Origin of the sequence: Pontivivens nitratireducens, from assembly GCF_014235845.1 — a bacterium.
Taxonomy (GTDB): domain Bacteria; phylum Pseudomonadota; class Alphaproteobacteria; order Rhodobacterales; family Rhodobacteraceae; genus Pontivivens; species Pontivivens nitratireducens.
The window spans coordinates 34,952-60,532 of the sequence record NZ_JACJUQ010000006.1 but is presented as its reverse complement, the minus strand read 5'-3'; the positions used below and the strand labels follow the sequence as shown (position 1 = coordinate 60,532).

The window sequence follows — 25,581 nt, the reverse complement described above, 5'->3', positions numbered from 1 at the left end:
CCCTCCCCCTGTGGATAAAGTCGCGAAAAGCGAGAGTTCCCGACCGGCATGGCCAAATCAAACTTCAGCAGCCGCGCGCGCAGCGCCGACAACCGTATTCAGGCGTGGCGTTCCGCGCTGGGGGGCAAGGTTACGGCGATCACGACCCAACCCGAACCCCGCGCCATCGGCACGGTGGCCCGGGCGCGGCAACTTCAATCGGGCAACTTTCTGTTCAACGGTGAGTTGGTGGAGGCCCCGCGCACCTCGATCTGGGATATCGAGCAACCCTCCGATGCGTTCACCTTCGCCCTGCACGGGTTCGAGTGGCTGGACGATCTGGCGGCGGCTGGCGATCCGGCGGCGCGCAGTCTGGCGCAGGACTGGCTGTGGCAATGGATTGATCGCTACGGCGCGGCACGCGGGCCGGGCTGGTATCCCGATCTGGCCGGGCGGCGCCTGATCCGGTGGATCAGCCACGCGCCCTTCGTTCTGAAGGGACGTGAAAGCCGGGTGTCCCACAAGTTCTTCAAGAGCCTCGGTCGACAGACCAACTATCTGGCCCACGCCTGGCCCGACGCGGCGCAGGGCTTGCCACGGGTGGAGGCGCTGACCGGTCTGCTCTATGCCGCGCTGTCGCTGGAGGGGGCCGAAGGGTTGCTGAAGGGCGCACGCCGCGGTCTGGCCAAATCCTGCGAAGCGCTGGGTGAGGACGGCGCGGTGCGCAGTCGCAACCCCGAGGAATTGCTCAAGCTGTTTACCCTGTTGGTCTGGGCGGATCATGCCCAGCGCGATGCGGGGCAGCCCACCGATGCGGCGCAGCAGAACGCCATCGCCCTGATCGCACCGACCCTGCGCGGATTGCAGCTGGGCGACGGGGCGCTGGCCCGCTTCAACGGTGGCGGGCGTGGCGGGGACGGTCAGCTCGATCAGGCGCTGGCCGACAGCGGCAACCGCTCCGCCACCCGTGGCAAGACGATGATGGGATATACCCGCCTGTCCGCGGGACGCACCACGGTCATCATGGATGCCGCCCCCCCGCCCGAGGGGGATGCCGGTCTGCGGGCACATGCGGGCACCCTCGCCTTCGAAATGTCGGCGGGCCGGCGCCCGGTGATCGTGAACCAGGGGGCGGGCGATGCGTTCGGGGCGGACTGGCGGCATCATGCCCGCGAAACCCACGCCCATTCCACGGTTGAGGTCGCGGGTGCCTCCATGGCGCGGTTCGTGCCGATGCACGTCTTTGGCCGACCCGATACCGAAGCATTGGTCGATGGGCCGAAACAGGTGGCACTGGAACGGGCGGTGGATGCCAGCGGGCATTGGGCGCTGGCCAGCCATGACGGCTACACCGCCAGCCATGGCCTGTTCCACGAGCGCCGCCTGTTCATGACCCCCGACGGGGCCGAACTGCGCGGCGAGGATACGTTGAGCGCCCAATCCAGCAGGGGACAGGCCCGGTTCGCCCGGATGCGCGAATCCGGTGTGGTCACATGGTGCGCCCGGTTTCATCTACATCCTGAGGTCGAGGCCTCGCTGGATCTGGGGGGTGATGCCGTCAGCCTGTCCCTACGCTCGGGCGAGGTCTGGATCTTTCGCCAGTCGGGTGGAGATCTGGCGCTGGAACCTTCGACATATCTGGATCAGCGGCGTTTGAACCCGCGCCTGACGCAACAAATCGTGGTCTCCGTCGCCGCGATGGATTATGCGAGCCGCATCAATTGGGTTGTGGGCCGCGCGGGGGACCGCAGGCACGCCGTCCGCGATTACGAGACCGACCAGTAAGAGGCTGCTTTTCATGACCACAGATCTCGCCCCGATCCGGCGCGCATTGCTCTCCGTTTCCGACAAGACCGGGCTTCTGGGCCTTGGCCAGGCCCTCGCCGCGATGGGGGTCGAACTGGTATCGACCGGGGGCACGGCGGCGGCGCTGCGCGATGCGGGGCTGGCGGTGCGGGACGTATCGGAACTGACCTCCTTTCCCGAAATGATGGACGGTCGGGTCAAGACGCTGCACCCCGGTGTGCATGGCGGCCTGCTGGCGCAACGCGCCAACCCCGCGCATGTCGCCGCGATGGAGCAGCACGACATCGCCGCCATCGACCTGCTGGTCGTCAACCTCTACCCGTTCGAGGCAACGGTGACGGCAGGCGGCGACTATGACACCTGCATCGAGAATATCGACATCGGCGGCCCCGCGATGATCCGCGCAGCGGCCAAGAACCACGGCGACGTGACCGTGATCGTCGACAGTGAGACCTATGAGGATCTGGTCGCGGAGCTGGAGGCGAACGGCGGCGCGACCTCACGCGCGTTCCGTCAGGCGATGGCAGCGCGGGCCTATGCGCGCACCGCCGCCTACGATACGGCTGTGTCGGCGTGGATGGCCGACGCGATCGGTGATGCCGTTCCGGAACGGCGCAGCACCGGCGGCACATTGCGTCAGACCTTGCGCTACGGCGAAAACCCGCACCAGTCCGCGGCGTTCTACGTCACCGGCGATCCGCGCCCCGGCGTGGCCAGCGCACGACAGCTTCAGGGCAAGGAACTGAGCTACAACAACATCAACGATACCGATGCCGCGGTGGAGCTGGTGGCCGAGTTCGACGCCGACAGACCCACCGTCGCGATCATCAAGCACGCCAATCCATGCGGCGTCGCGACCGGCGATACCATGGCCGAGGCTTACGCGCGCGCCTACGATTGCGACCGCACCTCCGCCTTCGGCGGGATCGTCGCGCTGAACCAGCCGCTGGACGGCCCCACGGCGGAGGCGATCAGCAACATCTTCACCGAGGTCGTCATCGCACCGGGCGCGGATGACGACGCCCAACGCATCTTCGCCGCGAAAAAGAACCTTCGCCTGCTTCTGATCGACGGTCTGCCCGATCCCGCCACGGCAGGCCGCACCTGGAAACAGGTCGCCGGCGGCTGGCTGGTGCAGGACCGTGACAATGGCCGACTGGACATGAACGACCTGAAGGTCGTGACCAGGCGCCAGCCATCGCAGGCGGAGCTAGCCGACATGCTGTTCGCGTGGCGGGTGGCAAAGCACGTGAAATCCAACGCCATCGTCTATGCCAGGGACGGCGCAACCGTCGGCATCGGCGCGGGGCAGATGAGCCGCGTCGATTCCTCGCGTACCGCCGCACGCAAGAGCGTCGATATGGCCGAGGCACTGGGTCTGTCCGCCCCGTTGACGCAGGGGTCCGTCGTGGCCTCCGACGCGTTCTTCCCGTTCGCGGACGGCCTGCTTGCCGCGGCCGAGGCCGGGGCCACCTCCGTCATTCAGCCGGGCGGGTCTATGCGGGACGAGGAAGTCATCGCCGCCGCAGACGAGGCGGGCCTCTCGATGGTGTTCACCGGAATGCGCCACTTCCGCCACTAGCACCGCGACCCGGCATCCCGGGTCATCACAATATCCCTGCCGGGGACTTCCGGCGGGGCAGTCGCTTGAAAACATCGCACATGGCACGCATCCTGTGCCCTCAACAGTTTCCGGAGCCCTCATGCCGCTGATGCGTATCGTGCTGTCCGCCCTTGTGGCCTTTGGCCTCGACCGTTTGTCGAAGGTCTGGATCGTCGAATGGGCGAACCTGAAGGAACTGCACTATATCGAGGTGTTCGATCCCTATCTGAACTTCGCCATGGGCTGGAACAAGGGGGTCAACTTCGGCCTGTTCGCCGGACATGAGGAATGGACCCGCTGGGGCCTGACGGTGCTGGCCCTCGTGGTCTGCGTATGGATCGTCTGGTGGGCGCGTGCGCAGCGTGGACTGTGGCTTCACCTTGGGGCAGGATTGGTGGTCGGGGGGGCGCTCGGCAATGTCTGGGACCGGGTGCAATACGGTGCCGTGGCGGATTACCTGAACATGAGTTGCTGTGGCTTTCGCAATCCATATACCTTTAACGTGGCGGATATCTTCATCTTCGCCGGGGCGGCCATGCTCATCGTGTTGAGCGGCCGCACGAAAGACGACGCGTGACGCAGCCACCCGAATTGCGTATGGGAGAGACCATGAAGACGACATTTCCTTCCGCCCCGATCCGGGCCATCGCCACCGGGCTCGCGCTCGGCGCGATTTTCACGCTCAGCGCCTGCGGCGATGATCTGGATGAACAACGCAGCCTGCTGGAACGTGTTCAGGTCCAGCAGGGCGGACCCGATCCATTTCTGGTGGTCGAACGTGGTCCGCTGGACATTCCGGATCAGCTTGGCTCCCTGCCTGCGCCGCGCCCCGGTGCGCCCAGTCGGGTCGATCCGCAGCCTGACGCCCTGGTCGCGGCAGCGCTGGGTGGCGGAACGCGTGCAGCGGGCGGTGCTCAGGGCAGTGGGGAGCGGCAGCTTCTGGCCAGTCTGGGCGCGACGGATACGCCTGCGGATATCCGCACCCTGATCGAGCAGGACCATCAGCGCACCCTCGAAGGCGGGGATCCGGGTATTCTGACACGGGCCTTCTCGAATATCGGCAATCCCTATCGCGAACAGCAGCTTGATCCGATTGTGGAACTGGTGCGCCTGCGTCGGACATATCCCGATGTGGTAACGCCAAACGCCCCGTTGAGCACACCGCAGTAAACACACCCCGCTTGCTCGTACGGCTAAGCACGCTACGCTGATACGCAGATGATTCAGCGGAGCGTGCACATTGACCCTGACTTCCCGGCTCACAGGCCTGATCGGCCTGTTGTTGTCCTTGATCCCATCCACATCGTGGTCGCAGGTCGAAACCCACCGATTGGACAATGGGCTGGAGATCGTGGTGATTCCCGATCACCGCGCCCCTGTCGTGACGAACATGGTGTGGTATCGCATCGGATCGGCGGATGAACCGCCCGGAAAATCCGGAATCGCGCATTATCTCGAACATTTGATGTTCAAGGGAACCGACGAGATTCCCGAAGGGCAGTTCAGTCAGATCGTGTCCGCCAATGGTGGACAGGACAACGCCTTCACCTCCTATGACTACACCGGATATTACCAGCGGATTGCCGCGGACCGGTTGCCGCTGGTCATGCGGATGGAGGCGGATCGCATGACGGATCTGATCATCTCCGAGGCCGTCTGGGTGCCCGAACGGGATGTGATTCTGGAGGAACGGCGCAGCCGGGTCGCATCCAACCCCTCCGCGATCATGGCCGAACAACGCGATGCGGCCCTCTACCTCAACCATCCCTACGGCACACCGATCATCGGGTGGGAGCATGAGATGTCCACCCTGACCCGTCAGGACGCGCTGGATTTCTATGCCCGGTATTACGCCCCGAACAACGCCATCCTGATCGTCGCTGGCGACGTGACGTTGCAGGAGGTGGTGACGCTGGCCGAGGAATATTTCGGTGATCTGCCCCCGTCGGACGCAATACCCGAGCGTATTCGCCCCCAGGAACCCGTGGCGGTGGCCCCGCGCAGGCTGGTCTATGCCGATCCGCGTGTGCAGCAACCCTATGTCATCCGCAGCTATCTGGCGCCTGAGCGGAATGCCGGAGCGCAGCAGGATGCCGCCGCTCTGACGATTCTGGCCGAACTGCTGGGCGGGGGGCCGACCTCGGTGCTTTACCGCGCGCTGGTGGTGGATGCGGGTATCGCGGTGTCCGCCGGGGCGTTTTATAACGGCACAAGTTTGGACCCGACCAGCTTCGGCCTGTACGCGGTGCCCGCGGATGGCGTCGATCTGGAACAGGCCGAGGCGGCGCTGGATGCCGCGATGGCCGATTTCATGCAGACCGGCCCGGATGCGGCGCATCTGGACCGTATCAAGGTACAGGTCCGCGCCTCCGAGATCTTCGCCCGCGACAGTCAGGTGGGGTTGGCCCGTGCCTATGGCGCCGCGCTGACCTCCGGTCTGACGGTCGAGGATGTCGATGCCTGGCCCGCCGTGCTGGATACTGTCACGGCGGAGGATATCATGCGCGTGGCGCAACAGGTGCTGGACCTGCGCCAATCCGTCACCGCACAGTTGCGCGGAACCCCCGAACCGGAGGCTGCCCAATGATACGCTATGCCCTTGCCGCTCTTCTTGCGCTGATCCATCAGAGCGCCGCCGCCCAGACGGAAATCGAGCAGGTCGTAACCCCGGCTGGCATCACTTTCTGGTTATCACAGGAAACCTCGATCCCCATCGTCAGCGTGAAGATCCTGTTTCGCGGTGGCACCGCACTGGACCCCGACGACAGGCCCGGCGCGGCCACCATGATGACCGGGCTGCTCAACGAGGGGGCGGGGGATATGGATGCGCTCGCCTATGCCGCCGCCAGTGAGGAAGTCGCCGCGCGTATCGGTTTCGACGTGGGGCGCGACACGCTGTCCGTATCGGCCACCATGCTGCGCGAGGTGCGGGCCGAAGTCGTGGATCTGGTGCGCATTGCCCTGCACGAACCGCGATTCGATGACGACGCGGTGGAACGTGTTCGGGGGCAGATGATGTCCATCATCCGCTCGAACCAGAGCGATCCGGGCGAACTGGCCAGTCACACCCTGTTCGCACACGCCTTCCCCGATCACCCCTACAGCCGACCCACCGATGGCACGCCCGAGAGCATTGCCGCGATGAGCGTGGAGGATCTGCGTCGCATCCACCGGGCCGCCATCGTGCGCGACCGGGCCTTCATCGCCATCGTCGGTGACGTGACCAGCGATGAGGCCTCGGAAATGGTGGATCGGGTGATGGTCGGACTACCCACATCCGACACGGCCCTGCCCCAAAATGCAGCCGATCAGCTTCGCGGTGGCGTGCACACGATCGACCTGCCGGGCGGGCAAAGCCGCGCTTTGTTCGGTCATGCCGGGATTGAGCGCGACGACCCGGATTTCATGGCGGCCTATGTGATGAACCACATTCTGGGCGGCGGGGGATTCACCTCCCGCTTGACGGAGGAGGTGCGTGAGAAACGCGGCCTGACCTACGGCATTTCGACCTTTCTGACATCACTGGATCATGGCCCGCTTTACCTCGGCTCGGTCGCCTCAGCGAACGAAACGATTGCGGAGGCATTGGAACTGGTCCGCAGCGAATGGGCCCGGATGGCGCGCGAAGGTGTGAGCGAGGAAGAGCTGGAGCAGGCGAAACGCTTCCTGACCGGCGCCTATCCGCTGCGTTTCGATACCAATGCCAAGATCGCGGATATCCTCGCCGGTGTGCAGGAGGCGGAGCTGGGCATCGACTATACCCACGAACGGAACGCGATGATCGAGGCGATCACGGTCGAGGATATCGCCCGCGTCGCGGAGCGTTTGCTGCAACCGGAACACCTGACCTTCATCGTGGTGGGCCAGCCGCAAGGGCTCGACACCGTGTCCGACCCTGCGCAGCAGGATGCGCTTTTAAGATAAAAACGCATCGGCACCATCCCGATCCGGCGGACCGCGATCAGGGGCTGATTTGCCTGCCCTGTGGGAGATTTCGCGTGTAGCGCCCGTCCTTCACGAGTTCGTCAATCTCCCATCATCCGCGATTTCCATCCCGGCAGGCTCTGTGCGGAACGTGGCGTACACGGTTCCGTGATCAGAACGCGCTCACGCTGCCCTTTCCCTTCGCTCCTGTAAATCTACCTAGTACAAGGTAGGCAAATTATCGCGGGTCATGGCCCGGAAAGGACTCATTTCATGGAACTGAACGCTGATTTTTCCGAACGTGTGCTTGTCCACTCCGACGAGGTGGCGTGGCAGGCTTCCCCCATGCCCGGCGTTGACCGACGGATGCTGGATCGCATCGGCGGCGAAGTTGCCCGCGCCACGACCATCGTGCGCTATGCACCCGACAGCCAGTTTTCCGCGCATACCCATTCGGGTGGCGAGGAGTTCATCGTTCTGGACGGTGTTTTTCAGGACGAACACGGTGACTACCCAGCCGGAACCTATGTGCGCAATCCGCCCACGACCAGCCATACTCCGGGGTCGGAGCAGGGTTGCACGATCTTCGTCAAGCTGTGGCAATTCGACATGGATGACCGCAACCAGTTCCGCAAGGACATGGCGGATGAGCTGGGCGATGCGCAGGACGGCGTGGCCGTGGCGGAACTGCACAGCGACCCACGTGAAACTGTCAGATACGCGCATCTGGATGCCGGAGCACATTGGCACGTGTCCGACGCCGGCGGGATCGAGCTGTTGATGATCGACGGCACGATGATTCAAGGCGGTGAAGAGTTGCGCAAGGGATCGTGGCTGCGCCTGCCGGAGGGGGGCCCTCTCAAGGTTGAGGCCGGTCCCGAGGGGGCGAAGGTCTGGATGAAAACAGGCCACCTGCCCTTCGCCAAACCGCCTGCGGCATAACGGAAACTGATCCGGCTTGGTGCAATCGACTTAGCGGCAGTCAGCCGAACCGAAAAAAGATCTGGGCGTCAGGGATGAACCTGCACCGGACAGAGAAGGGCTCTGGATGGAAACCGACATTTTGATCGTGGGTGCGGGCCTCAGCGGGCTGGCGCTTGCCCGGATGCTCGAAGCTGAGGGTCAGAACTATCTGCTGGTGGAGGCTCGGGACCGGACCGGGGGCCGAATCTCCACCGTAGAGGTTGCGGGCGCGCGGTTCGATATGGGGCCGGCATGGTTCTGGCCGGGGCAACCCCGCATGGCAGCGCTGGTTCAGGAACTCGGGCTTGAGCGGTTCGATCAGTATTTCGAGGGCGATCTGAGCTATGAGGACGAGTCCGGTCAGGTCCAGCGCGGACGCGGCTATGCCTCCATGCAGGGGTCGTACCGGCTGCGCGGTGGTCTGACGTCACTGACCGATGCCCTTGCCGCGCGGCTCCCTGAACACCGTCTGCGGTTGAACAGCCAGCTGACGCGCCTGACCGATATGGGCGATACAATCGTGGCGCAGTTTGCAACGGGCGATCCGGTGTCGGCCAAACGCGTTGTTCTCGCACTTCCGCCGCGCATTGCAGCCGAAATCGCGATGGTGCCGCCGCTTCCCGATGTAACCCTGACCGCGATGTCATCCTGCGCGACATGGATGGCCGGTCAGGCAAAAGCTGTCGCCGTCTATGAAACCGCGTTCTGGAGGCATGAGGGGTATTCCGGCGATGCGATGAGCCGTCACGGCCCGATGGTCGAAATACACGACGCATCGCCCCGCGATGGTGGCGCATTCGCCCTGTTCGGTTTCATAGGGATTCCCAGTGTGCACCGCCGGGACAGGGCACAGCTGAACGCTGCGGTTCTGGCACAGCTCGGACGCATCTTCGGACCGAAAGCCGCCAATCCGATCGCCCTGCACATCAAGGATTGGGCGTTCGACCCCAACACCGCGACCATAGCCGATCAACAGCCGCCCATGGTCCATCCTCATTACGGATTACCCCCTGCGATGAAGGGTCTTTGGAATGATCGCCTGATGCTGAGCGGAACGGAGACCGGCGATCGGTTCGGTGGCTATCTCGAAGGTGCCCTGGAAGCGGCGGAAATTTCACTGGCCAGGTTGAAGCGAGGTTGAAGAATGACTGACAGATCCGCCTCAAAGGATCGCAGAGCCGAACTGCTCGATTCCGCCGAACATGCCGCACGCAGCCGGGGGTTTGACGGATTCAGCTACGCCGATCTGGCAAGGGACGTGGGTATCCGCACGGCCAGCATCCACTATCACTTCCCCAGAAAGGCGGTCCTTTCGGCGGCTTTGATGCAGCGATATCACGAGAATTTCGAAGAGATATGCGCGCAAATAGATGCCAGCCACGAAACAGGCAGCGCCCGCATGATCGCCCTGATCGACCGCTACCGACAGGCGCATGGCGCGGGCGAACGCGTTTGCCTGTGCGTTGCCTTCTCGATCAGCCGTGAACATCTGTCGGCCGATGTCATAGACCGGATCGCGGGCTTTCGCCGGATGATGCGCACATGGATCGCGGCGACATATGCGTTGGGTCAATCGGACGGCACCATCGCCAGCGTCACCGATCCGGAAGCGGAGGCCCCAGCCACTCTCGCCGTTCTGGAAGGTGCACAGCTTTGCGCGCGGGCGGAGAACAACCCCGCCAGATTTGATGAGGCTGTCGCGGTGCTTACCGGCAGGATGAGGAAGCAACGCGATCTTACCACCCGTCAAAACGGTTGAAGACCCGTGAAATGGGCACAGTTTTATAAGGATGGAGCCGCCAGATCCGCCGCCTTCTGCATTATGACACAATTCAATTTCGGAGAAATACATGACACATCCCAAGGATGACCCAAACACCACCACGGATGCGGGCATCCGTGTCCAAAGCGATGAACACTCGCTTACGATCGGACCCGATGGCCCGATTGTCCTGCACGATCACTACCTTCTGGAGCAGATGGCGAACTTCAACCGGGAACGCATTCCCGAGCGTCAGCCGCACGCGAAGGGCAGCGGCGGTTTCGGAACGTTTGAGACCACGCAGGATGTCTCCCGCTATACCAAGGCCAAGATTTTCCAGCCCGGCGCGAAATGCGATGTGGCGATGCGCTTCTCGACCGTAGCAGGTGAGCGTGGCAGCCCGGACACCTGGCGCGACCCGCGCGGCTTCTCGGTCAAGATGTATACCGAAGACGGCAATTTCGACATGGTCGGAAACAACACGCCCATCTTCTTCGTGCGCGATCCGCTCAAGTTCCAGCACTTCATCCGCAGTCAGAAACGCCGCGCGGACAACAACATGCGCGATCATGACATGCAGTGGGATTTCTGGACATTGTCGCCCGAAAGCGCCCATCAGGTCACCTATCTCATGGGCGACCGGGGGATCCCGAAAACCTGGCGCGAAATGAACGGCTATTCCAGCCACACCTATTCCCTGGTGAATGCCGAGGGGGAAAAGTTCTGGGTCAAGTTCCATTTCCATACCGATCAGGGCGACGACAACGCCTATCTCAGCCAGGAAGAAGCTGACAAGCTGGCGGGGGCCGATGGTGATTTCCACCGCCGCGATCTGTTCAACGCGATTCAGAAGGGAGATCACCCCAGCTGGACGCTCAAGTGGCAGATCATGCCCTATGAGGATGCCAAGACCTATCATCTGAACCCGTTCGATCTGACCAAGGTATGGCCACACGCGGATTATCCGCTGATCGAGGTTGGAAAGCTGACGCTGAACCGCAACCCGACCGATTTCCATACCCAGATCGAACAGCTCGCATTCGAGCCGAACAACATGGTGCCGGGTGTCGGCCTGTCGCCGGACAAGATGTTGCTGGCGCGGGGCTTTTCCTACGCCGACGCGCACCGGGCGCGGTTGGGTGTGAACTACAAGCAGATTCCGGTGAACAAACCGCAATCCCCCGTTCACAGCTATTCCAAGGACGGGGCCGGACGCACCGAGCTTGCCTCCGATCCGGTCTATGCGCCGAATTCATATGGTGGCCCCTCGGCCCAGCCCGAACCCGGCCCCGAGGCCGGTCTGTGGCATACGGATGGTGACATGGTCCGCCAGGCCTATACCCTGCGCGAGGATGATGACGATTGGAGCCAGGCCGGAAATCTGGTCCGCAACGTGATGGACGACGCCGCGCGCGACCGTCTGGTCTCGAACATCGCCGGTCACTTGTGCGACGGGGTCAGTGAGAAGGTGCTTCAGCGCGCCTTTGAATACTGGCGGAACGTAGATCGCGAAACCGGTGACAAGGTAGAGGCAATGGTTCGTGAGAAGCTGGGCGGGGCGTCCGACGCACCCGGACTTGCATCTGCCGAAAGCATCAGCGCCAGACACGCCGCTGAATAAACGCTATCGCGGCAGCGGGGCCTGATGGCTCCGCTGCTGCACTCCACACGAGTATACGGCATATCGGGATGCAAACAGACGTGCCGAATCGGCATGACGTTCCAGCAAAACCCGAAATCCCCCCGATCCCGGTAGCATCTGGCTCCGCGGCCAGTCCCCTGAATTTTACGCTCGGCCATGCAGACTCCCCGTATGGGAGTCAGGATCGCCTGTGATTCCAACGGATCTCAAGGACGCTGTTCGCGACGGGGTTGACTTATTCCGAACGCTCTTATTAGTTTCCTTACTAAGTAAATATATAGAAGGAAATGCAGCGTGAGGAACGGGACGGGTGAAATACTGACACGCTTGCGTGATGCCGGCCCGCTCTCACGGGCGGAGCTGGCCCGGCAGACCAGAATCTCCTCGGCGGGTGTAACGAAGATCACCGCACAGCTGCATGCCGCCGGTCTGGTCGGGGAATATGCGCTGCAAGGGCATTCGGTTGGCCGCCCGCCTGTTTCACTGTCGCTCAATCCTGATGCCTATCGGGTGCTGGCCATCCATCTGGGGGCCGGGCAGGCGCAGGTTGCATTGTTTGACCTGATGCTGAACGGCGGTCCTGTCCGCTCCGCCGGGTTCGATCTTTCCGATCCGATAGAAAGCATAATCGACGTGGCGGTCCGCCTGTCGAACGAGGTCATGCAGGAGGCAAGTTCCGCGAACCTCAAGATCCTCGGCGTCGGCGTCGGCGTTCCGGGCAGCGTCGATGACACGAAGCGGATCAACATCCATTCCGTCCTCGCCGGGTGGAAGAACGTGGCATTCGCGCAAGCGTTCGAGTCCTTGTTGGGACTGCCCGTGGTCATAGAGCACAACGCCACCGCCATCGCGATGGCAGAGGCACGCTATGGCGATGGGCGTGAGGCCGAGAGCATCCTGCATCTGTTCCTCGGACAGGGTCTGGGTGCCGGGTTTGCCCAGACCGGCCCGGGCGAACGCTGCTCACCGGTCGAAATCGGCCATGTCGCCGTCAATCCGGGCGGGCCGTCATGCCGCTGCGGCGGGCACGGTTGTCTGGAGCGCTATTTCTCCGAGCAACCGTTGCGGCAGCTTGTCGGCGATCCGGATATCGCACGGCCCGATCTGGTGGCCGCTGCGATGCGGACGGATGACTGGCCGACGATCTACGAATATTTGCTTCAGGCCTTGTCCACCACTGTTACGCTTCTCGGCCCGGAAAGGGTTGTTCTGGGGGGCGATTTGAACACCGCACCGGACGCGTTTCTGAATGATCTGCGGCGCGATCTGGCGCCGCGGGTCATGCCCCAGCAGCGCGAGCGGCTGAAGATCGGGCGCACCAGCCTGCCCGGCCCGGCAGGTGCCAGCGGCGCGGCCTGTGTGGCGCTTGAGTCCTTCTTTTACAGCGGGGGACCGGCATTTGCGCAGCCCATGTCCCAACTGGCCCCGCAGACCTGACCGGACGGAGAAACAGATGAGTGTCGTCAGCGATATAGCAGTCTCCGAACCCGGAAACAGACGGTGGGCACCCGGAAACCTGTTCTGGGCCGCATTGTCGTTTGCCGGCGGGATCGGCCTGTGGTGGCTGGCAACGGTGGCCGGATTCTCGGAATTGCCGACCCCCTGGTCCGTTCTGACACGGTTGATCGAACTGGGCATCGACGGGCAACTGTGGCTGGACATGTATGCCTCGCTGCGACGGGTGCTGATCGGCTTTGCTCTGGGGTCGATCCTCGCCGTGCCGGTCGGCTTTCTGATGGGCTGGTACAACATCGCGCGCGCGCTCATCGACCCGTGGATCCAGTTCTTTCGCGTGATCCCGCCGCTGGCGATCATCCCTCTGGCCATCGTGACCATGGGGATAGATGAAACGCCCAAGATCTTCGTGATTTTCCTGGCGGCGTTTCTGTCGGCTGTCGTCTCGACCTACCAGGGGGTCATCAGCGTGGACAAGACCTACATCAACGCGGCGCGCGTGCTGGGGGCTAGCGACGGCACGATCTTCGCGCGCGTGATCATCCCCGCCTCAACCCCGTTCATTCTGGTGGGATTCCGCATCGGTCTGGGTTCGGCCTGGGCCACCGTGGTCGCGGCGGAGTTGATCGCAGCGCAGTCGGGACTGGGATTTCGCATGCAGCAGGCGCAGCTCTACTACGACCTGCCCACGATTTTCGTCAGCCTCGTCGCCATCGGCATCCTGGGTCTGATCATGGACCGGGTCGTCGTGCGCGTCGAAGAACGGCTGACACATTGGCAGGAGAGGGTCTGACCATGGCCGAGGCAAAGATATCCTTTCGCAACGTCGCCAAGGTGTTCGGCGCGGGCGCGAATGCGTTCACCGCGATCCAGAACCTGACATTCGACATCGACGACGGAGAGATCGTGACCGTTGTCGGCCCGTCCGGCTGCGGCAAGTCCACGGCGATGAACATGGTCGCCGGCCTGATGTCGCAATCCTCGGGCGAAGTTCTGGTGGATGGCAAACCAGTGTCGCGACCGGGCCCGGACCGGGGCGTGATCTTTCAGCAATACGCCTTGTTTCCGTGGATGACAGTCCGCGAAAATGTCGAGTTCGGGCTGAAACTTCAAAAGCTGGGCAAGGTCGAGCGCCGCCAACGTGCCATGCATTACCTCGGGCTGGTCGGGCTGGCCGATTTCGCGGACTCCTATCCCAAGACCCTGTCGGGCGGCATGAAGCAGCGATGCGCCATCGCGAGGGCATATGCGGTGAACCCCACCGTCCTGTTGATGGACGAACCCTTCGGCGCGCTGGACGCGCTGACGCGGGTGAAACTTCAAAACCAGCTGCTGGAGACGTGGTCCAAGGACAAGCGCACCGTCATGTTCATCACCCATGACGTGGATGAGGCGGTTTATATCGCCCACCGTGTCATCGTTCTGGCGGCCAATCCCGGACGTCTACAGGAAATTATCAACGTCGATCTTCCATTTCCGCGCGACGACGAGGTTCGTCTCTCGCCCGAGTTCGCAGAAATCCGCAATCGCGTGTGGCGCGCTGTCTATCACCGCGACACCGAGGCGGCCTGACCAAGATATCAACAAGCCAAAATCAACAAGGAGGAGACCCAAGATGCTTACCAGACGTACAACCCTCGCGGCCTTTGCCGCACTGGCTTTTGCCGCGCCAGTATTCGCACAGGATCCGGACGAAATCCGCATGGGCTATATCGCGGACTATTTCGGCACCTCGATCGCGGCGATCGCGACCGATCAGGGCCTGTGGGAAAAGCATGGACTCGATGCCGACCTGAAGGTGTTCACCAACGGTCCGATCCAGGTTCAGGCACTGAACGCAGGCTCGCTCGACTTCGCCTATATCGGACCGGGGGCGCTGTGGCTGCCGGCCTCGGGGCAGGCGAAGGTGATCGCGCCCAACGCGCTCGGCTATACCGACCGGGTGATCGCCCAGCCCGGCATCGACAGCATCGAAGACCTTGAGGGCAAGACGGTTGGCGTGCCCGAAGGCACCTCTGGTGACATGCTGTTGCGGCTGGCGCTGGCTGAGGCGGGCATGAGCCTGGATGATATCGACGTGGTGACGATGGATCCGTCAACCGTCGTGACTGCTTTCTCCTCGGGTCAGATCGACGCGGCAGGCATCTGGTATCCGTTCGTCGATGTTGCCCGGCAGCGGGTTCCCGATTTGAACGAGTTGTCCTCGAACGAGGAGTTCTTCCCCGAGATCGCCTTTCCGTCCTCGTTCATCGTCAGCGATGGTATGGCAGGCAACGAAGACGTGATCCGCAAGGTCATCGCCGTCATCAAGGAGGCCAACGACTTCCGCGTCGAAAACCCGGAGCAGTCTGTCTCCATCACAGCGGAATTCCTGAACGTTCCCGAAGCGCCGCTTCTGGCGGAGAGCCAGCTCGCCCGCCTGCCCACCAGTGCCGAATATGAGGAATTGAGCCGTGGTGGCCAGGTCGCAAACTGGTTCGGAACGCTGGCGGATCTGTATGCCCAGTTCGGAAAGATCGAGAATCCGCTTCCGGCTTCGGAATTCTATCTTGGCGATCTTTACGCGGAATGACAAAGACGGCCGGACCCGCCCGCGCGGCGGGCCCGACCATCCCGAGACGAGACGAGGCACCCCATGACGCGGCCCAATATTCTGTTCATCATGTGCGACGATCACGCCGCCAACGCGATCTCGGCCTATGGGTCGGGGCTGAACAGCACCCCGAATATCGACCGGCTGGCCGAGGAGGGGATGCGCCTGGATCATTGCTACGTCACCAATTCGATCTGCACGCCATCGCGCGCGGCGATCCTGACCGGCACGCATAACCATGTGAATCTGGTCACGACACTCGACACCCATCTGGACAACCGCCTGCCCAATGTGGCCAAGCACTTGCGATCGTCGGGCTATCAGACGGCAATGTTTGGAAAGTGGCATCTGGGCGAGGGACCGACGCATCAGCCCACCGGCTTCGATGAATGGTCGGTTCTGCCCGGACAGGGCGATTACTTCGACCCTGAGATGATCGGACCGGACGGCCCGAAAATCGAGCCAGGCTATGCCACCGACATCATTACCGACAAGTGCCTGAATTTTCTGAAAGCCCGCGACCCGGACAAGCCGTTTTTCCTGATGTGCCACCACAAGGCGCCGCACCGCCCCTTCGTGCCGCATCCGCGCTATGACGGACTTTATACCGACGATCTGCCCGTTCCCGAAACCTATGATGACGATTACGCGAACCGCGCCGCCGCCGCTGCTGCCGCCAAAATGCGCGTGCGGCAGGACCTGACCTATGAGGATCTGGGCCTCGTGTTGCCCGAAGGCGGTGACGAGGTTGGCGAAAGGGAAAAGCCCGGCACCGACATGCGCAAGGTGCCCGACGACCACACGGGACTGGTGCTGATCGACCGCAAGACCGCCGAGCGCTATACCTTCGACAGCAAGCGTCAGCTCGACCTGTTCAAATACCAGCGCTACATCAAACGCTATCTGCGCACCATCGCCTGCATCGACGACAATGTCGGGCGGATGCTGGACTGGCTCGACACGAACGACCTGACCGAAAACACGATCGTGATCTACACCTCGGATCAGGGCTTCTTTCTTGGCGAACATGGCTGGTTCGACAAGCGTTTCATGTACGAGGAATCGCTGCAGATGCCGTTCCTCATACGCTATCCGGCGGGAATCCGCGCCGGTGCGGTCGCGGATGAGATCGCGACCAATGTGGATTTCGCGCCGACCTTCCTCGATTACGGCTGCGCGCCGATCCCGACCTATATGCAGGGCGTCAGCCTGCGCCCGCTTTTTGAGGGTCAGGCCGGTGACGGGTGGCAGGACGTGGCCTATCACCGCTACTGGATGAACATGGACGATATCCACAATGCCTATGCGCATTACGGCGTCCGGTCGGACCGCTACAAGCTGATCTACTGGTACAATGAGGGGTTGGGGCAGGCAGGTGCGAACGACGGCGACGCCCCGCCCGAGTGGGAGTTGTTCGACTGCCAGGAGGACCCGAACGAGTTGAAGAATCTGGCACGCGATCCCGCGCATGCCGGGGTCTTTGCCGACATGCTGTCCCGGCTGGATGCGAAGATGGCCGAAATCGGCGATACACCCCGCCATGACACCGCCACCGTGCTGGCCGGATTGAACGGGGGGGCAGCATGAGAGGACTGCTCCACCATCTCAGGCGGTTGCTGGCCCGGAAACGGCGTCACGTGTATCGTCCCGAACTTCACTACATGCGCGGATCGGAAATGAAGAGCCGCTCGAAGTAAACCGGGGGGCTATCGTGACAGGCTGTTGCAGCATAAATTCAGGAATGTCGACGGACACCGCGCCTTACATGAAGGCAGCGCTGGCCTTACCTGCCGCACCGCAGGAGCTGCGCGTGGAGCTGCGCGACAAGCTGATCGCCCTTGATGGCGGATTTTTCGACATGGGCGCACGTCGATCCCGCTTTTCCGAGGATTTCGACGCCCCCCGGCGCAAGGTCAGGTTAAGCCCGTTCCGCATCTCTGCCACGGCCTGCACAAATGCGGAGTTCGCGCATTTCGTACAGACCACCGGATATCGCACCGTCGCGGAAATCGAGGGGTGGTCCTACGTTTTTCACCTGCTTCTCGACGACGCTTCGCGGTTTCCCCAATCCCCCAGGGGGCTGCCCTGGTGGCGCAAGGTTGATGGCGCCTGCTGGTACGCGCCCGAGGGGCCGGGCAGCGATGTTGCCGAGCGCGAAGATCATCCTGTCGTCCATGTCGCCTGGTTCGACGCGCTTGCCTATTGCACCTGGGCCGGCCTCGACCTGCCGACGGAGGCGCAATGGGAATGCGCCGCACGGGGCGGTCTGGCGAACAGGAAATTCCCGTGGGGCAATGACATGTTGCCGAATGGCAGCCATGCCATGAACATCTGGCAAGGCCGGTTTCCGACTGAAAACACCAAGGGAGATGGCTATCTGGGCACTGCGCCCGTGACAGCGTTCGCGCCCAACGGCTACGGGTTGTACAACACCTGCGGCAATGTCTGGGAGTGGGCGCGCGACAGCTACACCCCTCACGCGCCCAAGGGGCCGTTCCCGCTGCGCGATCCTGTCAGCATCCTGGACGGCAACGCACGCATCCAACGGGGCGGATCCTATCTTTGTCATGAAAGTTACTGCGACCGCTATCACGTGCATTCGCGCACACGAAACGATGCCGACAGCTCAACCGGCAATGCCGGTTTCCGGGTCGCACTGGATGTTCGTGCCGCCGCGCAACGCTGATACGCGCCGCTACACTGTGCGAAGGGCTGGAAACCCTCCCGCCCCTCACCCACGGGCACGTCTGAGGTAGACGTAATATGCCCCGTCGCCGCCATGACTGCGATGCGCCGGAGCGATTTGCAGGACCAGCGCGTTGAGCGGCGGCAGGCGCAACCATTGCGGCACCTGATGCCGCAGCACGCCGTGCCGTTCGGGAATGATGGAATCGTCGGTGCCGCGCTTGCCCTTGCCCGTGATGACCAGAACCAGCCGGGTGCCGTTGCCATGGGCGCGCAGGATGAAGCCGCGCAGCGCGTCGTGGGCATGGGCCGCTGTCATCCCGTGCAGGTCGATGCGGGCCTGCGGTCTGGTCCGGCCCCGCACCATACGCTCGAACGCGCGCCGGTCCATGGCAAGGGCTTCGCGCCCCGGTGCCGGGGCGGCCTCGAACCGGGCGGCGGGTTTGGACGGACGGCCGGCGGGCCGCAGGCTGCGTGGAACGCGGAATGTCGGCTCGACTGGATCGGGGTGTTCGAGATGATCGGGGGGCGGTGGAACTTGCGGCTTCCCGTCCGAGGGCGGTCGATCCCGATCTTGCGGAGTCAGGCTTTCGGCCACCCGCGCCCACAGCTCCTGCTCGTTCTGTGTCAGTTTTCTGCGCCGCCGCGGCACCTCAGGACCCGTCGTCGAGCATGGCACGGGGCATCAGCACGACCAGCCGTCCATCGCCGCGCTGCTGACCTGCCCGGGCATAGGCCGCGCTGCCGGAACCGAAGAAGATATCCGCACGTTGCGCCCCCTTGACCGCCGCGCCGACATCCTGCGCGATCATCAGGCGTTTCAGCGGGCCATCGCTCGTCTCTGTCTCCAACCAGACGGGCAATCCCAGCGGCACGAAGCTATTGTCCACCGCCACGCTGCGCATCGCGGTCAGCGAAATGCCCATCGCACCTTGCGGGCCATCCTGACGGGTCAGGCCCGGAACCTCGCGAAAAAAGATATAACTGGGATTTGCGTTCAGGACGGCACGGCCCACGCTGCCGTTTTCGCGCACCCAGGCCTTGATACCCCGTGCGGACACCCCGTGCGGGGGCAGCAGACCCTCATCCGCCATATAGCGGCCGACGGACCGATAGGGATGATTGTTCCGCCCGCCGAAGCCCAACCGCAGGATGGAACCATCCTGCAACAGCAGACGGCCTGAACCTTGCACATGCAGGAAGAACGCATCGACCGGATCGTCGAGCCATGCGATCTCCAACCCGCGCCCGTGCAGGGCTCCGCCCTCGATCTGTTCGCGGGTCAACCAGGGGTTACGCGAGGTCGCGACCTCAGGCGGGCGGCGATACAGGGGATAGTTGAACCGATCGGTCCGGGTGGCGCTCGCCTGCAATTCCGGCTCGTAATAACCGGTGAACAGCGGATCGCCGCCATCCTCGATCACGATCGGCTGGAATGCTGCCTCAAAGAAGGTGCGGGCGTCCAGAGCGGCCTCTCCGGCGCGGCACAGGGCCTCCCAGTGATCATCGGGCACCAGATCCCCGGTGGACGTGCGGCGGCAACTGCGCAGAAATGTCTCCAGCGCGGCCTCGTGATCGTCAGCCTGCCACCCGGACAGGGTGTCATAGGACACCGGAATCATGCTCTGCGCATATGCGCCGATGGCACCGAAGACGCACAGCGACAGCGCACCGAGCAGGGAGCGGTACGCCATCCCCTCACGCTCCGGTCGCGACGAGCAGCCAGTTCGGGTTCTCGGACCCCATGACGCGCGAGAATGTCCAGACATCGGATTGACGCTTGATCGCCTGCGGATCGCCCTCGACCACCTGACCTTCGGCATTGCGCACGACGGAGGTCAGCTCCCCCACGAACCGCACGACGATGTCCGCGACATTGTCCATGTCGTCGAAGCGGGCGTCCTTCAGCTTGACCTCGCGCACGCCGACGAAGCGGGCCTCGACTGTCAAACCGGCCTCTGCGCGTTGCTCGACCGCCTCCTCGAAGCCGCGATAGACATCGGGGGCCAGAAACTGCTCCAGCGTTTTCAGATCGCCGTTTTCATAGGCCATCAGGATCATCTCATAGGCCTGCTTGGAGCCGGACATGAATTCCGTCACGCTGAAATCCGGCTCGACCCGCTTCATCTGGATCAGCGCCTGTCCGGCATCGCTGTCCAGATCGACGTGATCTGCGATATCGCGATCCTTGCCGTCGCCCTCGATCACCTCGAACCCGGTATCGGGTGCGGGGCCGCGCATCGGGGGGCGCGGCAGGTTGTCGGGCTTGGGCTCAAACCCGGTGCGCGTGCCCAATACGCTGCGCAGCTTGAGCACCAGGAATACCGCGACGGCCGCGAGGACGAGCAATGGCATCAAATTCATAGTCTTATCTCTCTTCCTCTGTCAGGCATTTTGAATACCCGGTGGCAAGACCCAAGTTAATGCATATCTAGGGAACGAACGGGGCCAAGTCCATGCGGTGACGATGCCGCGCCCCGATAGGAGACGAGACATGTGGATTTTTCTGGCGCTGATCGCAGTGCCGCTTATCGAGATCGCCCTGTTCATTCAGGTCGGCGGTCTGATCGGACTGGTTCCGACCTTGCTAACGGTGCTTGTCACGGCCTTTGTGGGCACGTGGCTGCTGCGTCAGCAAGGGGGCGATGCGCTGCGCCGACTTCAAACGATCCTGCGATCCGGCGGCGATCCGCGCGGGCCGCTGGCGCATGGGGCCTTGATCCTGGTCGCCGGTATCGTGCTGCTGACGCCGGGATTTTTCACCGACGCCGTCGGATTGGCCCTGCTGATTCCGTTCGTGCGCGATGCCGTCATTCGTGAGTTGGCCAAACGGGTTACGGTCACGGCGACGCGCGGCGGCGGCGATGCCGGGCGTGGACCGCGCACCCGTGACGATGTGATCGAGGGTGAGTTCGAGGTGGACCTGCCCCCTGACGACGCGACGCGCGGTACGTCCGGCTGGACCCAGCGTGGCGACTGATCGCTGCGGGCGTTGTTATGGTCTGACCGCTCTGATAAACGCAGTGCCGAACAGGACCACATTCCAGCGAGGACCGTCATGACCGACGAGACCACGGGCACAGCCGCCCCGACACCCGATCAGCAGGCCCCACAGCCGCAGATCCGCATCCGCAATCAGTATATCAAGGATGTCTCGTTCGAGAACATCGCCGCACAAAAGGGCGTCGTTCCCGCCTCCCCGCCGCAAGTGCGGGTTGGCGTCAACCTCGACGCGAAGAAGGTCGGAGACAGCGAGATCTATGAGGTCGTCCTAACGCTCAAGATCAATGCGGAATCGGATGAGAAGCCGGTCTTCCTGATGGAGCTGGACTATGCAGGCATGTTCGAGATTTCGAACGTTCCCGCCGCCCAGATGCATCCGTTCCTGTTGATCCAGTGCCCGACGATGATCTTCCCGTTCGCGCGTCGCATCGTTAGCGACATGACCCGCGACGGCGGCTTCCCGCCGGTCAATGTCGATCCTATCGACTTCATGGCGTTGTATCGCAATGAATTGCTGCGCCGCCAGCAGGCGCAAAAGGCATCCGAGGGCAATTCGGGCACCGCCTGATCGACTTGCGAATAATTCAGGGGCGGCGCCGGTAGGACCGGCGCCGTCTTTTATCCTAGGGCGTGCTGAAATCGTTCCAGAACGCGTTCTCGCCCAGCTTCTGCACGAACCCGTCGAAGGCCAGCCTCTCCGCTTCGGTAATACGTGGGGGCAGGGCGGTGGGACGCGGCGGCGGGGTCCAGTCCCTGTTCGCGCCATCGTCGGACATGTCGCCCCGCACCACCGACAGGGTGAAGTCCGGCTGCCGTCCTCCGACAAGTTCCAGATATACCTCGGCCAGTATTTCGGAATCGAGCAGCGCGCCGTGCTTCGTTCGCGCGGAATTGTCGATGCCAAAGCGGCGGCACAGGGCATCGAGCGAATTCTGGGCTCCGGGAAACCGGCTGCGCGCAATGGCGAGCGTATCGGTCGCCTGGGCCGGCGGCAGGCCCGGCAGCCCCATCCATTTCAGCTCCGCGTTCAGGAACTTCATATCGAAGGCGGCGTTGTGGATCACCATCTTGCTGTCGCCTACGAAATCGAGAAATTCCTGCCCGATCTGCTTGAACACGGGTTTGTCGCTGAGGAATTCGATGCTCAACCCGTGCACGTTGAACGCCTCGACCGGCATGTCACGCTCAGGATTGATGTACTGGTGATAGGTTCGCCCGGTCGGCATGTGGTTCAGCAATTCGACCGCGCCGATTTCCACCACACGATCACCCGACAGCGGGTCGAGGCCGGTGGTTTCGGTGTCCAGCACGATCTCACGCATCCAACTTGCCCCTTATGACGCCCAGCACGGCCCGCACCTGATCGCGCGCCGCCTCGATGCCGCGCGAGGTGTCGATCACGTAATCGGCCCGCGCCCGTTTTTCCGCATCCGGCACCTGCTTTGCAAGGATAGCCTGAAATGCCTCCTCCGTCATGCCGGGACGTTCCAGGACACGTGCGTGCTGGATCGGCGCGGGGGCGCTGGCGACGACCACGCTGTCATAGAGACCGGCCTGCCCCGTCTCGAACAGAAGGGGGATGTCGAACAGCACGATCGCTGCCGTGGCGGTGGCGAGAAAATTCGCGCGATCTGTCGCGACGAGCGGATGGACCGTCGCCTCCACCTTTTTGAGCAGGGAGGGATCCGCCAGAACCGCTTGCCGCAACAGCTCGCGATCCACGGCGTTGTCGCGAATGGCATTCGGAACGATGGCCCGCAACGGCGCGACTGCCGCGCCGCCGGGTGCATAAAGGCGGTGAACCACCGCGTCCGCATCCCAGGTCGGCACGCCCTCCACCGCGAACAGATTGGCTGTCGTGGATTTGCCCATACCGATGGAGCCGGTAAGCCCGATACTATACGCCATCATGCGGCCAACACGGCTTGGCGAAGGGCGGCGTCAACCTCTGGCGAATGATCGAACCATTGGCGAAATCCCGGCACAGCCTGGTGCAACAGCATGCCCAGCCCGTCCACCGTGACCAGCCCCGCGGATGCAGCCTCACGCAGGAAGGGGGTCACCAGTGGATTATAGACGATATCCGTCGCGATGGCCGATCCAGGTGCCGCGGCGAAGCTGATGTTCAGCTCCGGTTGGCCCGCCATGCCAAGCGACGTGGTGTTGATGATCGTCATCGCCCCGGCCATCGCATCCGCCGCCCGGTTCCAGTCGATCACATTGATCCGCGCCCCGTATTGATCCTTGAGGATTTCGGCCCGCTGGCGCGTACGGTTCGCGATCCGTATTTCCGGCGCCCCCTCCGTTATCAGGGCGGAGACGATACCACGGGCCGCCCCACCCGCGCCCAGCACCAGACAGGGGCCGTTGCGCGCCGACCAGCCGGGGGCGTTCTGACGCAGGTTCTCGATAAATCCGTAGCCGTCTGTATTGTCGGCGTAGATGCCGCCATCCTCGCGAAAGATCAGCGTGTTCGCGGCACCGATCAGGGCCGCGCGATCGCTGATCTTGTCCGCCAAGGGCAGAACCGTCTGCTTGTAGGGCAGGGTGACGTTGATGCCCCGGAACCCCAGGCGGGGCAGGGAGCGGACGCCATTCTCGAAATCCTGCGGCGCGATGTCCATCGGGATGTAATATCCGGCAATGCCATAGCGTTTCAGCCAATGGCCATGCAAGGCAGGTGAGCGCGAATAGCCGATCGGCCATCCGACGACACCGGCCAGTGGCGGAGATGTGGTCTTCATTCCGTCAATATTCCCCGTGCGCGTAAAAACCCCAGAACTTCGAGCAAGGGAAGACCGAGTACGGTGAAATAGTCCCCCTGAACGCGGCTGAACAGCTGCGCGCCCTTTTCCTCAAGTTTGTATCCGCCCACCGTGTCGAGCAATCCCGCAGCGCCCTCGGCGATATATTCCTCAAGATATGTGTCTGAAAAGGAACGCATGATAAGCTGGGCCCGCCCGATATGACGCCAGACCGGCCGTCCGCCCTCGCAGATGACGGCTGCGGACAGCAATTCGTGGGACTGCCCGCGCAATGTCCGCAACTGCTCACGCAGGTCTGCCGTGTCGCGCGGCTTGTCGAACATCTGCCCCTTGCAGACGAGGATTTGATCCGCAGACAGAACCAGTGCGTCGCCATTGCGTGCCGAAACCCGCAGGCCCTTGAGCTCCGCCAATTTGTCCGCGATGTCGCGCGGGGGCGCGCCCTCGGCCGCCATGGCGCGTTTCACGGCATCCTCATCCACGCGGGACACGTCGATCCTGTGGGCCACGCCGGCCCGTTCGAGCATCGCGGATCGCGCAACCGAGCCTGAGGCGAGAACGATCTGGGTCATGATGTACGCTTTCTAAGCTCGACCAGAATGGCCGCGGCGGTTTCCTCGATCGAGCGTCTGCTGACGTCGATCACCGGGATATCGTGACGCTCGAAAAACAATCTGGCCTCGGCGACTTCGGACCTTATGGTGTCGATATCGGCATAGCCCTGCGTTCCACCCCGATCCAGCGCCACCAAACGATGGGCGCGCACCTGCGCGAGGCGACCCGGACTGACGACCAGACCCATCACCGGAACCCCGGCCTCCATCGCGGCGAGCAGACCGGGAGGCGCGGGAACGTCCAGCACCAGGGGAACGTTGGCCGCCCGAACGCCCTGATAGCCAAGGTAGATACAGGTCGGCGTCTTGGAGCTGCGACTGACACCGACGACAATCACATCCGCGGCCAGCAATCTGTCAGGGTCCACGCCATCGTCATGCGCCATAGCGAAATCCAAGGCGGCGATGCGCTCGTTATAATTGTGATCGACACGATGCTGTTGTCCGGGCTGGGAACGCGCCGGCGCGCCGAGGTGACGCGCCATCGCCTGTACCGTGGTGTCCAGAACGCCGACCGCCTCGATACCTCGCTGCATCGCCAGGTTGGTCAGGTGGTCCTGCAATGTCGCATCTGACAGCGTGTGCAGGATCAGAGCCGGTTGAGTTATCTGCTCGACGATATGGGAAATATGCTCACGCGTGCGAACGAAGGCGTTCTCCTCGGTCGTGAAGTCCGCAAATTCGAATCGAACCGCAGTCGCACGCGCGGCGGAAGCCAACGTATTGCCTGTGGAATCGGAAATCAGGTGCAGCGTAAGCCGTTTTTGTTCGGTCAAGGCCATCAATC

The 25,581-nt window shown here is 63.0% G+C and carries 26 protein-coding genes; 18 read left to right on the top strand and 8 right to left on the bottom strand.

Going from position 1 to position 25,581, the window contains the following annotated elements; genetic code table 11:
- Window positions 1-48: 48 nt before the first annotated feature.
- The 16 genes from H1S03_RS08695 to H1S03_RS08620 all read left to right on the top strand — a co-directional run bounded on the left by H1S03_RS08695 (window position 49) and on the right by H1S03_RS08620 (window position 18,413).
- Window positions 49-1,764, top strand: coding sequence for a heparinase II/III family protein (locus H1S03_RS08695; RefSeq protein WP_185804084.1), 1,716 nt, complete (start codon window positions 49-51; stop codon window positions 1,762-1,764).
- Window positions 1,765-1,777: 13 nt separating this feature from the next.
- Window positions 1,778-3,367, top strand: a complete 1,590-nt coding sequence (purH, locus tag H1S03_RS08690; protein WP_185804083.1) for a bifunctional phosphoribosylaminoimidazolecarboxamide formyltransferase/IMP cyclohydrolase — start codon at window positions 1,778-1,780, stop codon at window positions 3,365-3,367.
- Between the two features lie 121 nt (window positions 3,368-3,488).
- Complete coding sequence (gene lspA, locus H1S03_RS08685; protein WP_249777862.1) at window positions 3,489-3,965, top strand: signal peptidase II; 477 nt, start codon at window positions 3,489-3,491, stop codon at window positions 3,963-3,965.
- 32 nt (window positions 3,966-3,997) lie between these two features.
- Window positions 3,998-4,558 (top strand): DUF3035 domain-containing protein, encoded by a 561-nt coding sequence (locus H1S03_RS08680; RefSeq protein ID WP_185804082.1) that lies wholly within the window; start codon window positions 3,998-4,000, stop codon window positions 4,556-4,558.
- A 76-nt stretch (window positions 4,559-4,634) separates the two neighbouring features.
- Window positions 4,635-5,975 carry a M16 family metallopeptidase gene (locus H1S03_RS08675; protein WP_430700896.1) on the top strand — a complete coding sequence of 447 codons (1,341 nt, stop codon included), beginning with the start codon at window positions 4,635-4,637 and terminating at the stop codon, window positions 5,973-5,975.
- Window positions 5,972-7,312: a M16 family metallopeptidase gene (locus H1S03_RS08670; protein WP_185804080.1), complete on the top strand. Its 1,341-nt coding sequence runs from the start codon at window positions 5,972-5,974 to the stop codon at window positions 7,310-7,312. Before H1S03_RS08675 ends, H1S03_RS08670 begins: the two co-directional genes overlap by 4 nt.
- A 273-nt stretch (window positions 7,313-7,585) precedes the next feature.
- Window positions 7,586-8,254 carry a cupin domain-containing protein gene (locus H1S03_RS08665; protein WP_185804079.1) on the top strand — a complete coding sequence of 223 codons (669 nt, stop codon included), beginning with the start codon at window positions 7,586-7,588 and terminating at the stop codon, window positions 8,252-8,254.
- Between the two features lie 106 nt (window positions 8,255-8,360).
- Window positions 8,361-9,416 carry a flavin monoamine oxidase family protein gene (locus H1S03_RS08660; protein ID WP_185804078.1) on the top strand — a complete coding sequence of 352 codons (1,056 nt, stop codon included), beginning with the start codon at window positions 8,361-8,363 and terminating at the stop codon, window positions 9,414-9,416.
- A 3-nt stretch (window positions 9,417-9,419) separates the two neighbouring features.
- Entirely contained in the window at window positions 9,420-10,034 is a 615-nt protein-coding gene (locus tag H1S03_RS08655) for a TetR/AcrR family transcriptional regulator (protein WP_185804077.1), read from the top strand.
- 91 nt (window positions 10,035-10,125) lie between these two features.
- Entirely contained in the window at window positions 10,126-11,658 is a 1,533-nt protein-coding gene (locus H1S03_RS08650; RefSeq protein ID WP_185804076.1) for a catalase, read from the top strand.
- A 315-nt stretch (window positions 11,659-11,973) separates the two neighbouring features.
- A complete protein-coding gene (locus H1S03_RS08645) occupies window positions 11,974-13,116 on the top strand; it encodes an ROK family protein (protein WP_185804075.1) in 1,143 nt (380 codons plus the stop codon).
- Between the two features lie 16 nt (window positions 13,117-13,132).
- Entirely contained in the window at window positions 13,133-13,927 is a 795-nt protein-coding gene (locus H1S03_RS08640) for an ABC transporter permease (protein WP_185804074.1), read from the top strand.
- 2 nt (window positions 13,928-13,929) lie between these two features.
- Window positions 13,930-14,706, top strand: a complete 777-nt coding sequence (locus H1S03_RS08635) for an ABC transporter ATP-binding protein (protein ID WP_185804073.1) — start codon at window positions 13,930-13,932, stop codon at window positions 14,704-14,706.
- A gap of 43 nt (window positions 14,707-14,749) precedes the next feature.
- On the top strand, window positions 14,750-15,706 hold the full coding sequence (locus tag H1S03_RS08630; protein WP_185804072.1) for an aliphatic sulfonate ABC transporter substrate-binding protein: 957 nt from the start codon (window positions 14,750-14,752) through the stop codon (window positions 15,704-15,706).
- 63 nt (window positions 15,707-15,769) lie between these two features.
- Window positions 15,770-17,314, top strand: a complete 1,545-nt coding sequence (locus H1S03_RS08625; RefSeq protein ID WP_185804071.1) for a sulfatase family protein — start codon at window positions 15,770-15,772, stop codon at window positions 17,312-17,314.
- A 154-nt stretch (window positions 17,315-17,468) separates the two neighbouring features.
- On the top strand, window positions 17,469-18,413 hold the full coding sequence (locus tag H1S03_RS08620) for a formylglycine-generating enzyme family protein (protein ID WP_185804070.1): 945 nt from the start codon (window positions 17,469-17,471) through the stop codon (window positions 18,411-18,413).
- A 45-nt stretch (window positions 18,414-18,458) separates the two neighbouring features.
- On the opposite strand, the gene H1S03_RS08615 is transcribed toward H1S03_RS08620, so the two are convergent.
- The 3 genes from H1S03_RS08615 to H1S03_RS08605 are packed head-to-tail and all read right to left on the bottom strand — an operon-like array spanning window position 18,459 to window position 20,776.
- Window positions 18,459-19,010 carry a Smr/MutS family protein gene (locus tag H1S03_RS08615; RefSeq protein WP_347339218.1) on the bottom strand — a complete coding sequence of 184 codons (552 nt, stop codon included), beginning with the start codon at window positions 19,008-19,010 and terminating at the stop codon, window positions 18,459-18,461.
- A 55-nt stretch (window positions 19,011-19,065) separates the two neighbouring features.
- Window positions 19,066-20,106, bottom strand: a complete 1,041-nt coding sequence (gene mltA, locus H1S03_RS08610; protein ID WP_166188510.1) for a murein transglycosylase A — start codon at window positions 20,104-20,106, stop codon at window positions 19,066-19,068.
- Window positions 20,107-20,110: 4 nt separating this feature from the next.
- Window positions 20,111-20,776, bottom strand: coding sequence for a Tim44/TimA family putative adaptor protein (locus H1S03_RS08605; protein WP_185804068.1), 666 nt, complete (start codon window positions 20,774-20,776; stop codon window positions 20,111-20,113).
- A 130-nt stretch (window positions 20,777-20,906) separates the two neighbouring features.
- On the opposite strand from H1S03_RS08605, the gene H1S03_RS08600 reads away from it, so the two are divergent.
- The gene (locus H1S03_RS08600) at window positions 20,907-21,392 is read left to right on the top strand and encodes an FxsA family protein (protein ID WP_166188514.1); all 486 of its coding nucleotides are present in this window, start codon (window positions 20,907-20,909) and stop codon (window positions 21,390-21,392) included.
- A gap of 78 nt (window positions 21,393-21,470) precedes the next feature.
- The gene (secB, locus tag H1S03_RS08595; protein ID WP_166188516.1) at window positions 21,471-21,983 is read left to right on the top strand and encodes a protein-export chaperone SecB; all 513 of its coding nucleotides are present in this window, start codon (window positions 21,471-21,473) and stop codon (window positions 21,981-21,983) included.
- Window positions 21,984-22,038: 55 nt separating this feature from the next.
- On the opposite strand, the gene dnaQ is transcribed toward secB, so the two are convergent.
- The 5 genes from dnaQ to H1S03_RS08570 are packed head-to-tail and all read right to left on the bottom strand — an operon-like array spanning window position 22,039 to window position 25,570.
- Entirely contained in the window at window positions 22,039-22,737 is a 699-nt protein-coding gene (dnaQ, locus tag H1S03_RS08590) for a DNA polymerase III subunit epsilon (RefSeq protein ID WP_185804067.1), read from the bottom strand.
- Window positions 22,730-23,326 (bottom strand): dephospho-CoA kinase, encoded by a 597-nt coding sequence (coaE, locus tag H1S03_RS08585; RefSeq protein ID WP_185804066.1) that lies wholly within the window; start codon window positions 23,324-23,326, stop codon window positions 22,730-22,732. Before coaE ends, dnaQ begins: the two co-directional genes overlap by 8 nt.
- A complete protein-coding gene (locus tag H1S03_RS08580) occupies window positions 23,323-24,159 on the bottom strand; it encodes a shikimate dehydrogenase (RefSeq protein WP_185804065.1) in 837 nt (278 codons plus the stop codon). The genes coaE and H1S03_RS08580 overlap by 4 nt, the downstream gene beginning before the upstream one ends.
- Complete coding sequence (locus H1S03_RS08575) at window positions 24,156-24,752, bottom strand: Maf family protein (RefSeq protein WP_185804064.1); 597 nt, start codon at window positions 24,750-24,752, stop codon at window positions 24,156-24,158. Before H1S03_RS08575 ends, H1S03_RS08580 begins: the two co-directional genes overlap by 4 nt.
- Entirely contained in the window at window positions 24,749-25,570 is an 822-nt protein-coding gene (locus H1S03_RS08570; RefSeq protein ID WP_185804063.1) for a pyruvate, water dikinase regulatory protein, read from the bottom strand. Before H1S03_RS08570 ends, H1S03_RS08575 begins: the two co-directional genes overlap by 4 nt.
- Window positions 25,571-25,581 lie beyond the last annotated feature (11 nt).

Excerpts from the sequence above, each read along its gene's own strand:
- H1S03_RS08680 (WP_185804082.1), top strand. The coding sequence starts at position 3,998 with ATGAAGACGACATTTCCTTCCGCCCCGATCCGGGCCATCGCCACCGGG.
- H1S03_RS08620 (WP_185804070.1), top strand. The coding sequence starts at position 17,469 with ATGTCGACGGACACCGCGCCTTACATGAAGGCAGCGCTGGCCTTACCT.
- purH (WP_185804083.1), top strand. The coding sequence starts at position 1,778 with ATGACCACAGATCTCGCCCCGATCCGGCGCGCATTGCTCTCCGTTTCC.
- H1S03_RS08640 (WP_185804074.1), top strand. The coding sequence starts at position 13,133 with ATGAGTGTCGTCAGCGATATAGCAGTCTCCGAACCCGGAAACAGACGG.
- H1S03_RS08660 (WP_185804078.1), top strand. The coding sequence starts at position 8,361 with ATGGAAACCGACATTTTGATCGTGGGTGCGGGCCTCAGCGGGCTGGCG.
- lspA (WP_249777862.1), top strand. The coding sequence starts at position 3,489 with ATGCCGCTGATGCGTATCGTGCTGTCCGCCCTTGTGGCCTTTGGCCTC.
- H1S03_RS08665 (WP_185804079.1), top strand. The coding sequence starts at position 7,586 with ATGGAACTGAACGCTGATTTTTCCGAACGTGTGCTTGTCCACTCCGAC.
- H1S03_RS08635 (WP_185804073.1), top strand. The coding sequence starts at position 13,930 with ATGGCCGAGGCAAAGATATCCTTTCGCAACGTCGCCAAGGTGTTCGGC.
- H1S03_RS08655 (WP_185804077.1), top strand. The coding sequence starts at position 9,420 with ATGACTGACAGATCCGCCTCAAAGGATCGCAGAGCCGAACTGCTCGAT.
- H1S03_RS08695 (WP_185804084.1), top strand. The coding sequence starts at position 49 with ATGGCCAAATCAAACTTCAGCAGCCGCGCGCGCAGCGCCGACAACCGT.
- H1S03_RS08605 (WP_185804068.1), bottom strand. The coding sequence starts at position 20,776 with ATGAATTTGATGCCATTGCTCGTCCTCGCGGCCGTCGCGGTATTCCTG.
- secB (WP_166188516.1), top strand. The coding sequence starts at position 21,471 with ATGACCGACGAGACCACGGGCACAGCCGCCCCGACACCCGATCAGCAG.
- coaE (WP_185804066.1), bottom strand. The coding sequence starts at position 23,326 with ATGATGGCGTATAGTATCGGGCTTACCGGCTCCATCGGTATGGGCAAA.
- H1S03_RS08625 (WP_185804071.1), top strand. The coding sequence starts at position 15,770 with ATGACGCGGCCCAATATTCTGTTCATCATGTGCGACGATCACGCCGCC.
- H1S03_RS08650 (WP_185804076.1), top strand. The coding sequence starts at position 10,126 with ATGACACATCCCAAGGATGACCCAAACACCACCACGGATGCGGGCATC.
- H1S03_RS08575 (WP_185804064.1), bottom strand. The coding sequence starts at position 24,752 with ATGACCCAGATCGTTCTCGCCTCAGGCTCGGTTGCGCGATCCGCGATG.
- H1S03_RS08630 (WP_185804072.1), top strand. The coding sequence starts at position 14,750 with ATGCTTACCAGACGTACAACCCTCGCGGCCTTTGCCGCACTGGCTTTT.
- H1S03_RS08670 (WP_185804080.1), top strand. The coding sequence starts at position 5,972 with ATGATACGCTATGCCCTTGCCGCTCTTCTTGCGCTGATCCATCAGAGC.
- H1S03_RS08580 (WP_185804065.1), bottom strand. The coding sequence starts at position 24,159 with ATGAAGACCACATCTCCGCCACTGGCCGGTGTCGTCGGATGGCCGATC.
- dnaQ (WP_185804067.1), bottom strand. The coding sequence starts at position 22,737 with ATGCGTGAGATCGTGCTGGACACCGAAACCACCGGCCTCGACCCGCTG.
- mltA (WP_166188510.1), bottom strand. The coding sequence starts at position 20,106 with ATGGCGTACCGCTCCCTGCTCGGTGCGCTGTCGCTGTGCGTCTTCGGT.
- H1S03_RS08600 (WP_166188514.1), top strand. The coding sequence starts at position 20,907 with ATGTGGATTTTTCTGGCGCTGATCGCAGTGCCGCTTATCGAGATCGCC.